Source organism: Mycoplasma sp. 5912 (assembly GCF_054353835.1).
On sequence record NZ_JBTHHI010000008.1, the window covers coordinates 31,202 to 47,714 of the forward strand.

The 16,513-nt window shown below is 25.9% G+C and carries 12 protein-coding genes and 2 tRNA genes; 2 read left to right on the plus strand and 12 right to left on the minus strand.

Features of this window, described 5'->3' with window-relative positions:
* Positions 1-5: 5 nt before the first annotated feature.
* The 3 genes from ACXYRP_RS03265 to ACXYRP_RS03275 are packed head-to-tail and all read right to left on the minus strand — an operon-like array spanning position 6 to position 3,644.
* Positions 6-1,082, minus strand: a complete 1,077-nt coding sequence (locus ACXYRP_RS03265) for an endonuclease (protein ID WP_458597534.1) — start codon at positions 1,080-1,082, stop codon at positions 6-8.
* Between the two features lie 9 nt (positions 1,083-1,091).
* The gene (locus ACXYRP_RS03270) at positions 1,092-2,660 is read right to left on the minus strand and encodes an endonuclease (RefSeq protein WP_458615209.1); all 1,569 of its coding nucleotides are present in this window, start codon (positions 2,658-2,660) and stop codon (positions 1,092-1,094) included.
* A gap of 57 nt (positions 2,661-2,717) precedes the next feature.
* On the minus strand, positions 2,718-3,644 hold the full coding sequence (locus ACXYRP_RS03275; RefSeq protein ID WP_458615210.1) for an ROK family protein: 927 nt from the start codon (positions 3,642-3,644) through the stop codon (positions 2,718-2,720).
* 186 nt (positions 3,645-3,830) lie between these two features.
* Here ACXYRP_RS03275 and ACXYRP_RS03280 point away from each other — a divergent pair.
* Both ACXYRP_RS03280 and ACXYRP_RS03285 read left to right on the plus strand, forming a co-directional pair.
* Positions 3,831-3,916, plus strand: a tRNA-Leu gene (locus ACXYRP_RS03280).
* Between the two features lie 7 nt (positions 3,917-3,923).
* Positions 3,924-3,999 (plus strand) — tRNA-Lys (locus tag ACXYRP_RS03285).
* A gap of 70 nt (positions 4,000-4,069) precedes the next feature.
* On the opposite strand, the gene ACXYRP_RS03290 is transcribed toward ACXYRP_RS03285, so the two are convergent.
* The 9 genes from ACXYRP_RS03290 to ACXYRP_RS03330 form a co-directional block, all read right to left on the minus strand.
* Positions 4,070-4,900: a hypothetical protein gene (locus ACXYRP_RS03290; RefSeq protein WP_458615211.1), complete on the minus strand. Its 831-nt coding sequence runs from the start codon at positions 4,898-4,900 to the stop codon at positions 4,070-4,072.
* A gap of 588 nt (positions 4,901-5,488) precedes the next feature.
* Positions 5,489-10,147: a DUF4011 domain-containing protein gene (locus ACXYRP_RS03295; protein WP_458615212.1), complete on the minus strand. Its 4,659-nt coding sequence runs from the start codon at positions 10,145-10,147 to the stop codon at positions 5,489-5,491.
* A gap of 64 nt (positions 10,148-10,211) precedes the next feature.
* Positions 10,212-10,787, minus strand: coding sequence for an SMC-Scp complex subunit ScpB (gene scpB, locus ACXYRP_RS03300; protein ID WP_458615213.1), 576 nt, complete (start codon positions 10,785-10,787; stop codon positions 10,212-10,214).
* Complete coding sequence (locus ACXYRP_RS03305) at positions 10,777-11,544, minus strand: segregation/condensation protein A (protein ID WP_458614137.1); 768 nt, start codon at positions 11,542-11,544, stop codon at positions 10,777-10,779. Before ACXYRP_RS03305 ends, scpB begins: the two co-directional genes overlap by 11 nt.
* Positions 11,528-12,301, minus strand: coding sequence for a lysophospholipid acyltransferase family protein (locus ACXYRP_RS03310; RefSeq protein WP_435129286.1), 774 nt, complete (start codon positions 12,299-12,301; stop codon positions 11,528-11,530). The genes ACXYRP_RS03305 and ACXYRP_RS03310 overlap by 17 nt, the downstream gene beginning before the upstream one ends.
* Positions 12,302-12,619, minus strand: coding sequence for a 4'-phosphopantetheinyl transferase superfamily protein (locus ACXYRP_RS03315; RefSeq protein ID WP_458597541.1), 318 nt, complete (start codon positions 12,617-12,619; stop codon positions 12,302-12,304). It abuts the gene before it with no gap.
* A 127-nt stretch (positions 12,620-12,746) separates the two neighbouring features.
* Entirely contained in the window at positions 12,747-13,532 is a 786-nt protein-coding gene (locus tag ACXYRP_RS03320) for a hypothetical protein (protein WP_458597542.1), read from the minus strand.
* Positions 13,533-14,333: a hypothetical protein gene (locus ACXYRP_RS03325; protein ID WP_458597543.1), complete on the minus strand. Its 801-nt coding sequence runs from the start codon at positions 14,331-14,333 to the stop codon at positions 13,533-13,535.
* Between the two features lie 146 nt (positions 14,334-14,479).
* Positions 14,480-16,282, minus strand: a complete 1,803-nt coding sequence (locus ACXYRP_RS03330) for a S8 family serine peptidase (RefSeq protein ID WP_458615214.1) — start codon at positions 16,280-16,282, stop codon at positions 14,480-14,482.
* Between the last annotated feature and the right edge of the window lie 231 nt (positions 16,283-16,513).

The window sequence follows — 16,513 nt, forward strand, 5'->3', positions numbered from 1 at the left end:
AACTACTACTCTTTGATTACAGCATTATCGCCGTTTGAAACTAAAATACCTTTATCATTAAATGTGTCTGGCATTGCACCAAAAAGATTTGCAGGAAGGTTTGGATAATCTATAAATGGATTTCTAAATTGGTATTTTTTGAAAATTTCATTATTTCGGTTAATATCTACAGCATCAACTGGATCTTGCATATCTCACTTTAAAAGTGTATGTAAAAAATCATCTTTGATATAAGGAAAATTACTTATAAATAAATTATTAGATGCATCTGAATAAATATTTTTTTCATAATACATTAAAATAAAATATAACACACTACGAGCCACATCACCTTTAAATTTATCAATCACTTCAAACACCATTTGTCCTTTGTTATTTGTTCCAAGTTTTGACCCGTTCTTAAAGGTAAAAGTTACATTTTTTACTTCTCCAAAAGGAAAATTACCCCTTTTAGAGTTTACAAATGTATCTAATGGTCAAGTTACAAATGGATCGGGTTGCATCGGATCATCGCTTGAGTATCATTTTTCTGGTATTAAATGTCCACGCATTTGTGCAGTATTTTCAGATGATGAGTTAGCATTTTCTACAAAAGTTTGTTTTGAAGCAAAATTAGTTTTATCTGGTTGGGCTGTAAAAATATCTAAAATACTTTTATCTTTTTTATAATATAAATCTTTATATGCATTAGATTCATTATAAAAAGTTTTTAATGCTTCATATATAACTGAACCGTGTAAAATACCAGCCCGAATTCCGTGATGATGCATTTCTAATGCTCTTCATAAATCCATACCTTTTTTACCATCTGCAGATGCATAATAATTAGATGGTTTATAAACTAAATTACTTGTATCCGTCAAATTAATTGGACTTCTATCTTCTTCTGTTGTCACTGGGTTTGTTTTAGAACCTGGATTTGTTGTTTTATCAGCAGATTGTCCTGATGTAGTAGTTTGATTATCGTCTTTATCACCAGACTTTTTATCCACCTTACTCGGATGTGATGCACAACTGGTTGCTATTGCAGCTGCAGCAGGGATAAAAAATGATAATGATAATAATTTCTTATTAAATTTCATATACTTCCTTTATGAATTTAGTATCTCGGATGAACCATTTGATACTAAAATTCCTTTGTTTATAAATGGTTTAGGATTTTTTGAAAATAAATTTTCAAAAAGGTTGGGATAATCGATAAAAGGATTTCTTAATCCATAAACTCGATATGTTTCGTTATTTCGATTGATATCAAAAGCATCGACAGAGTCTTTAGTATCTCAATTTAAATAAGTTTGCAAAAAGTGTGCTTTAATATTTGGAAATGTTTGAGTGAATATATTAGTTTCTTTATGATAAATACTGTTATCATGGTAAATTGTAATAAAATATAAATAACTTCGCGCCACATCTCCTTTGAAAGCATCAATTACTTCAAAAACTTTTTGGCCCAGAATGTTTGTTCCTAATTTTGAACCATTTTTAGTTGTTAATTCTACATTTTTTACATTATCATGTGGAAAATCAGCACGCTCTGAATTTACTTTGATATCAGTTGGTCATACAAAATTCGGATCAGAACGCATTGGTAGGTTTTTATTAAACCAACTTTGTGGAATTAAATGCTCACGATTTGTACCTTTTCCTTCGGTATTAGCAGAGTCTCCACCTTGATAACTTTTATATTCATAAGGATCTTTACCGTTTGGATTTTCTGAATAAATATCCAATAAAGAATTATCTTTTTCATAATATAAATCTATGAATGCTTTTGAATCCTTATAAAATTCAGGTAGTTTTTTATATGAATCTTTATTTTGTAATTCATTTAAATGTGTTTTTTGCAGCTTGCTTAGGGCTTCTCAAAGTGCTTTTCCACTTTTTCCATTTGCTGCTTGATAATAATTATCTGATTTATATTTTAAATTTGATATATCAACTGGATTTGGGATTTGGATATTAATTTCTTGTTTTGGTTGTATCTGAACTGGTGTTGAATCTGCTTGTGTAGTTTGTTTTTGCACTTCAAAAACTATAGAAAAAGTATTATCTGAAAGTAATGTAACTTTTCCTTTGGAAATTTTAGCAACTTTAAAAAATAATTTAAATTGATTATTTTCAGCTGTATATCTTAAATAATCATTTGGTTTTTCGTTATTTTCTTGCTTTGGTTGTTGATCATTTACCATATTATATGTTTTATCTATATTGACATCAAAAATATTCCTTAAACTACGATCCCCAAGGTTTTTTCAGTTTAATGACTCATCTTTATTAAGTTTGATAATTTTCTTATTTTTCCAATCATAAACAATTTTTAAATCACTCGTAGCAACTTCATTTAATAAATCTTGCTTAAGCAATGAAACCATATCTAAATGACTTGAAACAAAGTTATCTAATTCATTACCACTAAAATTTCCTGATTCAGATTGGATCTTAGGAATCTTATTTTCTGTCTTTGGTTGCTGTTTATTCATGGGATTTTGAGGGGTTTGTTGTTTTTGGCCTCCTGATTCCTTAGGGATGCTTATTTCAGATGGTTTTTGTGAATTTTTGTCTGTTTTTTCTTGTGTAGAATTACTTTGACTATTGCAACTTGTTGCTATTAGGGTAGTAACTGACACAATAGTTAAAAAAGGTAATAAAAATTTCTTCATAATTCTCCTTATTACATCTTAATTATAAACTTTTATAAGCAGATGTGATTGTTTTGATTAATTATCCATATTATTTCGCATTTTAGTTAAATAATATAGACCGATTAATGCAGAATCATCACCGTGTTGATCAAAGATAAGTTTGACATCTTTAAAATGATTAGGATCACTAATTAATTTTGCTTTTTCAAATGCATCTGTTACAAAATCTTTTTGAGCAAGTGCTAAACTTCCGCCAATATAAAAATCATGTGGAGCCAACAAAGCAGCACAAGTAGCAAAAATATTAGTTAATACATCAGACGCTTCTTTAATTAAATTCATGGCTTTAGCATCGTTATTTTTAGCTAATTCAAACACCTCTTTTGCTGAATTTGCTATTAATAATGCTTTTGCCTTGGTTTCAATACCACTACCTGAACAATGTAACTCTAATGCATAAGGATTTTTAAGACGATGTTCTTGATAAAAACCGATTTTGCTTGCAGGTAGTTGGGCAATTTCTTGTGCATAATAATCACGTCCATGATAAATTTTATTATCTATAATCAGTCCTGCACCAAAACCTGTACTGATAGTAAAAAATTGACTTATTTTATCTGAATTAAATCCATTTGCTTTTACATGATTTGCTAAGGCCATAACATTTGCATCATTTTCAAAAACAATATCAGAAAGTGTGCGTGTTTGCATAAGATAACTTCTTACATCAAAATTTACTCAACTACCTGCTAAGTTAGGACTCTTTAAAACAATACCATTTTGATAATCAGATGGTCCCGGAATGCATAAAGCAAGATATTTAATTTCATATTTTTTAATTTGTTCGATTATTCAATCACAAGTTTTTTCTGCTGATAGATAATCAGTTTGTGTTTTGCTCTTTTTGATAATGTTTCCATATTTATCAAATACAGCAAAGCGAGTATTGGTTCCGCCAATATCAACAGCAGCATATTCAGAATTTTGTAAATGTTCTTTCATATTTTAATTTTACTTCATTTATTTTAGATATTTAAAAGTTTCTTTTAAATATCATAAAATTCTTTATTTGCTTAAAAATATGTGAAAAACTGCATTGTAAATTAATAGTGTTCATAAGAAAAATAAATAAAATAAAAATTATGTTATTATTCTTTTGTGCTATAATTTATAAGCAATTAACGAATTGCCCAGGTGGCGGAATGGTAGACGCAAGGGACTTAAAATCCCTCGGTCGCAAGACCGTGCTGGTTCAAGTCCAGTCTTGGGCACCAGGATTGTGCGTCCTTAGCTCAGCAGGTAGAGCAAATGGCTTTTAACCATTGGGTCAGAGGTTCGAATCCTCTAGGACGTACCATTTCAAGTAATTGACCAAAGGCCTTTGGTCTTTTTTTATACAAAAATATGTCTAAACCTATATTCTAGACTTAAACATATTTATTTAGATGCGATAATATTATTTTTTTAATTTTAGGTATACTTTCAAATCATTGTTCATCAATGAATATATATGAATATTTAATATGTTTTAAAAGACGTTTTAAAAGTCTACCAACCTTTTGCTGATCTAAATAATTTTTATTTATTAAGTTCATAAATTCAGTATTTATTAGTTCGTTTTGTCTTTTTTGACTTTGCTGTATATCTTTACTATTAATAACATTCAAACGGTTATTTTTAATAAATTCTGGATTTTTAAGAATAATAAAAGCTAAAGTTGTTTTGGGTTGTGAATTTAGAATAAAATTCATCAGTGGTTTATACCATATGTATCATAAAAATTTTTGTTTTTGGTTAAAAAACTGCATTTTTTCAAGCACATTATGAGCAATAAGTTCTTCAATTAAATGTCGATCAATTACAGAACAATCATATTTTTGCATCATCTGCTGTTGTCTAAGTCGATCAGTAAAAAAAGTTCATTGATATTTAAAAGCATTATCTTTTAAATCTTTTAAACATTCATTATATGGTTTTATTATTTTACTGCGATCATTTAGAATTTTAAAATTATTAGGAATTCAAAAATCATCTAATTTTGCTATTAAAGTTGATTTTCCTGAAGCCCCCATACCGATAAATGCTATTGAAAGTTGCTTGTTTTTACTAATAAAAAATAAATATAAATAAATAATTTGATATATTAAAATTAAAATTATTTTTGATATATCTACTATTTTTAAAGAATAAAAAATAATTGCAAAAATACTAGATAAAAATGTTAATATATATGAAAATCTGATTCCAAAAATTAACATCAAAATAAAGATAATATAAATGCTTTCTGATATACTAAAAATTACTTTCGAGACTATATCATAGGTAAAAAAGTAATTTTTTGAAGTATTTTTAAACCAAAAACTTAAAAAATAAGTTAAATTAAAAATTAGAATAAATAAAATTATTAAAAATAAAATAGAAATAATATTTAACCGATAATATATAAATTTATTTCCTTTATTAGTTTTATTCCATCTTATTAATTGTTTTAACATTGATAAAGTTAGAATAATAAAAGTTATTAAAGTAGTAAATAAATTAATATAATTTTTATAAATTAAATGGAAAATAAAATTAATAACAAAATCAATAATAAAGTATATAAACGATAGAATATTCCTTTTAGCACTATTATATAGTGCTAAAAGATAAATAATGCTACTTAAAGCATAAATTATTAAAATAGTTAATTCATAACTATTTTTATAGATTTGTATTCGTTTTAATGTGATATTATATAGCATTAAAAACACTATAATTGGATAAAAAAGCAAAATGATTCATAAATGACTTTTTAACATAATAAAATTATAATAGTTTTAAAAAGTTGTATAAATAAAAGCAAGTTAATTTGCTTTTACCAGTTTATAATGCTCATTCGATATTTCTTCAAGTAGTTGGTTATCAATCATTTTATCGATTACTGATTTTATTTTATTTTTAGTGTTCACAGTTAATGCTTTATTGTTAGTTCGTGAAAGAATTTCAGTGCTAATACCTTTAAAATCAAACACATTAGCATATTTAAATAGTGTCAAAATTAAATGTTGAAGTTCATTATTATGAATTTCATTTATCGGTCTGCGTTCATCATCTTCATCTGATTGTCTAAAGATGAATTTAAAATTTTCTGAATCAGGATAAACAAATTCATCAGAATCTAAAATCAAATTATATCTATTTATTATAGACTGAGCAAAATCCTTTACTTTATTTGTTGTAGAATTTTCTTCTAATAAAATTTTTACGAAGGCAAGGAATTTATTGAATGTTAATGCTCCTGATTTTTCAAAAATTTTTAGCAATATTTCCTTACATTTTAATTTATTTCTCAAGCTAGAATGTAAATTAAATTCTACTTTATAGTGTCTTGCACTTTTTTGTATTGGTCAATATTTTTCAAAAATTTCAACATTAGGAATTTTATTTTCTTTTAAATATGTATTTACTAATGATTCTTGATGGACATTATTTGCTATTTTAGGTATACCTGTTTCTTGTTGCGATTGATTTGTTTTTGACATTTCTAATTCTTTTAATTTATTTAATATTTTTTGAACTTCACGATCCGGATTATTAAATCAATCAGTAGACCAGATGCGATGGATTATCCAACCACGTGTTTCTAAGACTTGTTGCCTTAAGCGATCTCTATCACGAGTTGATTTAGAAGAATGATATAAAGCCCCATCACATTCTATACCTAAAATAAACTTGTTTGTTTTAGGATTTACAATTCCTAAATCAATTCGATACCCTGAAACTCCGACTTGGGTGCGAACCATCAAGCCTTGCATTATTAGTTTATCATATACTTGTTTTTCAAAACCTGAATCAAAATATATACTTACATCACCATTATTACTATCGTTATCACTTAGATTAGAAATACCAAATTCTGCATTTTTAATAAATTGCTCTAAGATTTTTATCCCACGACTTTCACTACGGAATCAGTCTATTTGCGAACTTGTGAAATTAGAAATTATATGCATTCCAATTTTAGAACGAGTTATTGCAACATTTAAACGTTTATAACCTGAATTACTTCGATTTATTGCACCAAAACTTGTTCCAAAACGATCCTTTGAAATTCTTTTTGCTTCAATTATGAAGATAACAATATCTCTTTCATCTCCTTGAACTCCATCAATGCTTTTAACAAAAAATGGTTCATCTTTATTTTTTTCAAAGAAATAAGCTAATTCAGGATTGCTTTCTCTAAATTTTTCAATTTCTCTTTCAACTTTATCTAAGATATTAACATTAAATACAACAATACCTACAGAATACTTATCTCTATGAGTTTCAATAATATCTTTAAGAAGTTTTTTAGTTTCTTCAATTAATACAAAAATATCTTCTTTTTTATTAAAAGTATCATTTTCTGCATAAATAAAGTTTAATCCCTCAAATTTTTTAGGGTTTCTTGAGTTAGGAAAGGTTATTAAATCTCTATAAATCATTTGATTTGATGTATGAATTAGTTCTTCGAATTTTGAACGGTAATGTCATTTTAGTCTTATCGAATCATATCTAGAAGCAACAAAATCAAGTAACGAGTCGTAACCAGATGAAATATCTTCACTTTCTTCATCAATATAAGTTTCGGATATGAGTTGTTTTTCAAAGAAGTCGGAAGCAGGCATTTGTTCTTGATCACCAACTATTATAGCTTGTTTAGCACGAAAAAGTGAACAAATTGCTTTTTCAGGTTTTATTTGAGAAGCTTCATCAAAAATCACTGTATCAAATTCAAAATCAATATCTTTAAATAAATTTGATACCATTAAGGGTGATAATAATAAACAGGGTTTTACATCTAATATAAAGTTATATGCTTTTTCAAAGATTTTCTTAAAAGGTAAAAAATTTCTCTTCTTTTGACTTTCTGCTTTAATTATTCTATATTCAGGGTTATTTCTAGATAAACTGAGTTTATAACTTAAATATTCATCATTTTTTTGTTTAACTTTTTGCTTTGAAAATGAAAGACATTCGATTTCTTTTTCACGTAATATATCAAGGTGTGTAGATAGAAATTGTGCTTGATTTGTTTTTACTTCATTTCATAATATACTTTGAATCAATATTTGATAATTTTTGCGTAAATAAATTTCTTGAAAATAATTTGTTATTTTGTTATTAATAATTGCATTTACAAATGAATCTAAGTTTATATATTTAAGTTCACTTATAGCTCAATTTAATTCAATATATGGTTCCAATGTATCATAAAAATTTTTTTGTAATGTTTGTATTTTTGATATTAATTGTTGGTAATCATAATTTGCATAATCAATTTGTTTTTTATCAAAAAATGAGATAAAGAGGTTCCAATTTGAATAAAATTTTTCAAAATCATTAATCATCTGATTAATATATGATAGGTTAGTCAAAAAAGAAATATAACCATTACTTTCTGTATCATTAAATTCAATAATTTTATCAAAGACATCAATTAATTCATTTAGTTTGTCAACATCATCTATAACAGATACACCTAACTTATTTCAAATTTCTTTTATATCTAAATTATTTTTTAAATATTGTGCAACCTTTTTGTATAAATTTGAAATCCCTTTATCTTGCTTAGATAAAACTTTAAACGATGACTTTTTAAGTAATTTTTTAGCGTATTTTCATGCTGATGAAAATATTCTAGTTCATGAGTTTTCTATGCTAGGTATTTTACTATTAATTTCTTGTATCTTAATTTGTTGTATTACATTAACATCAACAAAATGCTCAATAAATTCATCTAATAACTTGTTATTTTCACTTTTCTTATTAAATATGGTTTTTAAATTATCATTAATTTGTATAAATTCTGCATAGTTTGCAAATTTATATAATTGAATGTTATATTTTGTATATAAATTAAGTTGCATAAATATTTTTTGAAAATTGTTAATAAAAATATTTGAAGGTTTTAATAAAATATTATTAAAATATTCATTAATATTAGCAAAATTATTAATAAGGTTTCAAATACTCTCTTTTAATGACTGATATATTTGTTGGTTTTTTTGATTTATATTTAAACCATATCATACCGATGCTTGCATATCAAAATTTAATTCTTTATATGCTTTATAAAAACTATCTATTTTTTCAAGAATATTCTCATGTTCATTAAGTGACAATTCTGAGAAATTTCCTGTATAAAATTCTATATCAGGATAGTTTTCTAACTTATAATATTCAGAAATATATTCATATAAATTTAAGTTTTGTGGTTTTCTTTTTTTAATAAGTATTTCACCATATGCATCTAAAATGTCTTTGCTATTATTATGTTTTGCTAATAATGCATCAGTTTTTTCACTATCTAATTCATAAAATTTTGAATCTTCTATCGATGTTATTATATCATTAAGTATTTTCCTTTTATCAAGATCGCCATCGTGAATTGCAACTACATATTTTTCTAAACCTATTTTTTTAAGATTATTAAATACAACCTGCAATGCTGTATTCTTTTCTGCTACAAATAGTACTTTTTTATTTCTTGCAATTAACTCAGTAATAATGTTAGTAATTGTTTGTGATTTTCCCGTCCCAGGAGGTCCTTGTAAAACAAATGATTTACCTTTAATAGCATTTTGAATTGCTATTTCTTGAGATGAATCTGCATCTAGTCCACGATATTCTGTATTAACATCAATATGTGAATTAATGTTGTCAGAATTAATGGAACTAATATCATAATTACTTAAATCTCCTTTACCTTGAAATCCTTTGTAGAAATTGCTTTCAATAATTTTTTGACTATTCTTTTGGATATCTTCATATATAACAATCTTAGTGAAATCAAATGTAGAAATATAGCAATAATCAATAATTTTTCATCTTGTATCGTTAGGATATGAATTCAATATTTTAGAACTGAGTTCTTGGTATTGGGTATATAAATCTAAATTCTCATCAAGATTTCACTCCACAAAGATACCAAAATCTTCTTTCAATTTTAATAAAAGTGATTCATTTATTATTACATTACTTGTGTCTGTAAATTCAATCTTTAAGATATTTTCTTGTTTTTTTAATGTAATTGGAATAAATAAAAGCGGTGAATAATGGAATACATCAGAGTTTGAATCTTCATATCATTTTAATAACCCAATAGTAAAATAAAGAATATCAATAGAATATTCGTTTTTAAAGGTTTCGACTTTTTTATAAATGTTTTTTAATCTTGCATCAATTTCTTCGGTTTCTGAATTTGTATAAAAAATATTCGACTTAGTGTTATATTGTATTTGTGAAGATTCGTCAATTGTTTTTATTTTGAATACTTTATTTTCTGTGTTTTGAAAAATGGATAAAATTTCTTGAAAGGTCGGATTAATAATTTGAATTTGTTGTTTATTTTTAGTTTTAAAATTTGTGCTTTCACCTAGTGGATCAACTTTAAAAGTTATTGCGTTATTTCTGTTCGATAAATCCAATAATTTTTGTTTTCATTTCCTAAGATTAACATCAATATTAGTTTGATTTTTCATAAATATTATTATAGTTTTTTTTTTTTTTTTTGCGAAATAGAAAATAACCTATCTAAGTGATAGGTTATTTATCCTCTCTTTGGCTGGTAAATAAATCAAAATCATTTGCCTCATTTTCAACACCATCAACATAATTGAAATCATCTAGTTTTGGTAAATCACGTAAAGTAGAAATTTTAAAGTGATCATAGAATTTATTTGTTATCCCATATAATATTGGTCTACCAGGAGTTGGCGAAATACCAACCTCTTCAATCACACCTTTAACTAATAAAGTATTAATTACCTGATCAGATGCAGTTCCTCGCACTTTGTTAATTTGACTACGGGTTATTGGTTGTTTATAAGCTACAATTCCTGCTACTTCAATAGCAGCATTTGATAAACGATGTGGACTCACAACTGATACCATCTTAGTTATATATTCTTTAACACTTTCACGGGTAGCTAATTTATATATTTCATTGAATACTACAACTTTTAAACCACGATCTTCAGAGTTGAAATCCTTATGAAAATCTGCCATTACTTTTTTTGCTTCGTGTAAGGTATTTAAGTTAAATATTTCTTTAACTTGTTCTAAAGTAAGTCCATCATCACCTTGAATATATAAAAGTGCCTCTAATATTTTATTCTTCATTGAATTTTTCTCCTCTGGTTATTGAAATTGCATCAAATTGATTATCTTGTTTGATTAGTAAATACTGTTGTCTTGCTAAATCTAAAACTGCAATTAAGGTAATAACAAAGTGATTTAAGGTTGGTTGATTAAATACCATTTCAAAAGTTAAGGTTTGGTGTTGTTTTAATAAATTCTTAATAAACGGAAATTGATCGGATGGTGTTAAATTAAACTTTTCAAGTTTGGTTTGTCTTAAATGCTGTGCATAAACTCTTTCAAACATCTTACGCAGAACATTAATTAATTTTATCGGATTTGAATGTCCATCAAGTTTTGCTGAATCACTGTCTTGAATGTATTCATCAATATTACTTGCTTTTTTAATATAAATATCAGCGCGCTGGCTTTGAAATGTTTTTAAAGCTTCGCGAACCTGACGAAACTGCTCATATTCAACTAAGTCTTGAATAAACAACTTCTTTTCTTGTTCTATTTCTTCATCGACTTCGTCTGGACCTTGTAGGATCATCTTTGCTTTTAGGTTAATTAAGGTTGTAGCCATTACTAAATAATCGCCAGCAATATCAATTTCTGCTTCTTTTAAATGATTAATGATTTGAATATATTGAGTTGCTAATTCGATTAAATTAACTTCCATGATGCTTATTTTCTTCGCTTTAATTAACTCTAACAACAAATCAAGTGGTCCATCAAAATCAGCTAATTTGAAATTATGCTCATAAGAATAGTTAAGATTTTTATTTTTTAATTTCATCAGTATATCCTAACTTTGCAGCAATCATATCTTTTGCTTTTGTTGCAATTATTGCTGGTTCCTTAGTAATATTAGTTTTGGCTTTTAAAGTAGTTAAAAATGAAACTGTAACTTTGATTCTGCCATGACGTTTGAGACTAAAAGCATCTAATGTATTTGAGATAGCAACAGGAATCACATCCATATATGTATTATTGGCCATTTTATAGATACCTGATTTAAAATCACCTAATTTCTCTTCTTTAATGCGGGTTCCTTCCGGAAAGACAATTCCAAAAGTTTTTTGATTTTTGACAAAATCAGTAAATTCATCTAATGTACGAAGACTATCGCGGATATTTTTGTTATCTATAAAAAATGAATCAAGTAGTTGCATTGATTTATAAATAGTTTTACTTTTTTTCAATCCTTCTTTACCAATAAATGTAGGGACACGAGGCTTATCAATAAATTCTTGATTTGTTTGTTCTAATGCAGCAATCAAAACTAAGGCATCAATATATGATTTATGGTTAGGGGTTAAAATAATTCCACCATTATTTGGAATATTTTCAATGCCTTCAATAGCCAAATCAATATTATAAATTTTAATTAATTTCTTAGCAATTTTTAGAATAAACTTATAGCGTTGTTCACGAGAAACTAATTCAGGTGTTTTTTTATACTTACGCAGCATTGAACCAAGTTTCAATCAACGACGCAATCATGCTAAACATGTAGCAAGAAACTTAATTCTAGTATCTATTGTAAATTTCATTTATTCCCCCATATTAATTACAAAAGCAACCAATATATCTTTTTCATGCGAAATTGTAATAATAAAATCTTTAAAGATTCATCTATTGTTTATTTTTTTTATATCAATTTCTTTAAATTTATAATATTGATTATCTGCTTTAAAAATAGCTTCCTTTATTGCTCAACTTCGTGCTAAAAATAATTGCTTTTGTTTTTGTTTAAGTTTATCAAATTTAACTAATTCATCTGCAGAAAGCAACCTATCAATAAAAGAATTACTTTTGTTTACAAACCTGGAAATATGTGTTATATCAACACCTATTTTCAATTTATTCATATCTTAAATTATATTATAAAATTAGGTTTTTTAGTGTATAAAAATAAGCTAATTTTAATATTTTTTGCTTTTAAATTTATGTGTTTTGTTATTAAAACACAACAATATTAATATTGTTGTGTATATTTTATACTCGATCACCATATTTTGTTAAAAGTGTTTTGTAAATATTTTTAGTTTGAGTTTTTGTTAAATTTTCATCTATAAAAATCTTTTTTCCTTTATTAAAAGTAATTACAGTTAATTTTACATCTTTGTATAAAAAGTCTTTTTCATATTGTGGTGAACTTTGATATAACCAAAAATCTTCCACATAATATAAGTCATTTGGACTAACTACATCAAATATTAAATGAGTATCTGATTGGTGTGTAGGATCTGGTATAAGATATTTTTGATTGTATTTGTTTTTATCGTTTGGATCGAGTCAATATTGAGCTATAAGTAAATTATTTTCTTTAAAGAAAGTTTCAAGGTTTTGGTTATTTAAAAAAATATTAGAAAATTTTTGTAAATTAAGTTCAAGAATATCTTTTTCATCTAATTTTCGAATATCAAAATCTAAACTATATTTTTTACTATTATATAGTTCCACAAATAATTTACGATCAAATTTATTAAGTATTTTTTTCTTTAGGTCATCTAGTGTCTCAATAATAAGGTATGGCTGCTTAAATAAAGGTATCTTATCTTTGTTTCAAAGATAACTTCAATACTTACCAAAGCGGTCTTGGTTAGATACTATTTTATTTTGCTTTTGATATCACTCGAGTAAATTATTAAATTCATTTGTGGCATTAATCTCTGCTTTATTTTCCGTCGGTTTTTTTGTTTCAACATTTGAGCAAGCAATTAAAATAGGTGCAATCATTGATACAGAAACAAATAATATCAATCACTTATGATGCTTCATTTATTTTACCTCATATTTTTTTTCAAGAAATTCAAAGAGATCTATAACTTCTTGCTTAGTTAAGTGATCATTTACAATCGGATTAATTTTAATATTTTTATTTATTACAGCAGAATCCATAAATGATGCACCTCCACTTGCAGGTTGGTAATACCTCGCAGGTTGCAATTGTCCAGTATGTACTTTAATAAACGAGATTTCATCAGGATTACTTCTAGGATTATATATCAAGTAATCTATTTGGGAATAGTCAATACGATAGCGAGCATGTCAAGATGTAGAAAGAACCAAGTTTTTTGTCTTAAAAAATTCATCTATTTTTTGATTATATAAATATTGTTCTTCGAATTTTTGTTCATTATACTTATTTATTTGCTCTTGTGTCATATTATTAGGATTAATTTTTCAATAATTATTGATATTAAAATCCCTCTCTTTTTCATTTAACCTTAAAAACATATTGTATATTTTCTTATAAAAATCTAGTGAAAACCTACTTAAATAATCATTCCGAACTTGATTGGAACTTGTAAATATTGTAAAATTATTCTTTAATAAGGTTTCAACACCATACCCACCATTATTTTCACCAGATTCTCATTTTAACATAAAAAAATCATATGGATTTCTTTTTATATTAGTTTGGGTTTGGTAAAGATCAAGTAATTCAGCAAATCTTAAACGATAATCAATATTTTCATCGTCGTAATTTATAGAAACTTTGTTACTAGAGCAGGATAAAGCTATTAAAGAAGTTGATAAAACAGAAGATGCTAATATAGTTTTAAATGTTCTTTTCATTTATCAAGATACCAAATATGTCATTGCAATATTATCATCAATAGAATTTTCAAATAATGAATCTTTATATTTTACTACCCTTGCTCGATATAAACCTGATATATTTGCATTATGGATTATAAGTTCATCTGTTGAATCTTCTGTAATTATTTTTTAATTTGCTTTCAATTCCCATTTTTATCTTTATATTCTAAAATTAAATCATAATCAGAATATAATTTTTGTTCTTGTCTTTTTAGGGTTTCATGTAATTTAAGTTGGCTGTCGTTTTTATGTGTACCACTTCACACTAAATCTGCAATTCCTGTTCCGATTGCAAAAAATGGAATTAAATATAGATATCAACTAAAATTCGAACTTGGTTTATTTTCTTTATTTTTAAGCAATCCAGCATTGAATAATCACGAACTAGCTACTCTTATGTTTTGTCCTTTATAAGCATAAAATTCTTTTGTTGCTAACACAGTTCCGTTTGTTTTTTTATCAATATTAGCAATTGTTAGATTATCAAACGCTTTAAGCATCTTTTCAAAATTAGGAATACCAGCTCCATATTTTAGTGAGTACCCATTACTTTTATAAGCTATATCATTATTATTCGGAATTCAAGATGCCACAGCTAAAATTGCTTTAATTGCTTGAATTCTATAATTATCATTATTAATTAAACTTTTCTCTCTTAATAATGTAGATATCAACCCTGAAATAATTGGTGCTGCATAACTTGTACCAATTTTATTATATTGACTATCACCATAACCCAATATTTTTCTTTTATATAAATAACCTGGTGCAACAACATTAGGTTTTGCTAAGTTTTTATATTTATCAAATAATAGATAATTTGAATATCGGGCAATATTATCAGATGATATTCCACGATATGAATCATATTCTAATGCTCCGACTACAATATTGTTAATTGATAATGATTTTGAATTTATTCATTCATTTCCTTTGTCACGGTTATCATTATCATTCCCGGATGCAAATACATTTATAATTCCATATTTTCTTGAAATACTATCCAAAAGTAAGTTATTTTCATTATATTCGCTACCTAATAAATCATAAATCGATCCATAACTATGATTTATAACTTTTACACCATTTTTAACAAACCATTCAAGGGCGCCTTCTCATTCTTTATCAGTTTTAAAACTACTAAAATACATTTTAGCGTATCTGTCAAATCCCTGACTACCAGCTGCAATCAATGGAACCTCTTGAGAATGATGGTTTAATTCAAGATTTTTATTTGTTATTAGAACCTCATAACCTCTGTTTAAAAAGTCATTATCCATAGTTTCATCAAATTTTCCACCAACTTCTAAAATTCCAATTTTAGATGTGGGTATATAACTTCTATGATTTTCTCGCTCTTTTTGTTTAATAAAATCCATAAACAAATCATTATTATTATTTATTTTTCTATAAAGTTTATAATATGGATCATATTGATTACTATTGCTTAGTTGTACAACACTTTGATCAAAAAGAACAATTCCTAATATTGAATCAAGTTTTTGTATTTTTTCAACAAAATTTTTTCGTTGTTCTTCGTTTTCAAAATAAAATCAAACAAACGGTGCTAACGAAGAAGTTTTAACATCTTTAAAAATTAGATTTGATTTTTTGATTTTTTCAATGAAATCTTGGTTCTTGTTTTTTAACAAATCCTCCAAATCATTTTCGCTGTTTTTGTCAAATTCATGTTTTAAAATAATTTTCAACTCGAAATTTTTAAGTGAATTAATTATAGTCGGATCAGAAGAACTTGTCTTTATTCTAAAATTCCTCACTTGAAATTTATTATTATGATAATTTTCAAATCATTTAATATCAGATTTTCCTTTTTCTTTAACTGAAAAAATCACTGTAGATGCTAAAACTAATGCAGTCGTAGGTAAAGCTCATAATAACATCTTTAATTTACTAAATCTTTTCATTATCAATTCCTTTCAGTTTTTATTATTAAAACAATATACTTATAATGTTCTAAATATAATTTCTATCATTATTTTAACATAAAAGCATATTTTTGTAGAAATATTCGTAAATTGAATAAAAAAATGCCCCTTAGGCATAGTTCTTTGAAAACTGAATAGTAATTATAATTCATTAAAATGTCTTGAATACATTTACTTTTAAACCTATCAATTTATTAGTAATGGTCAGCT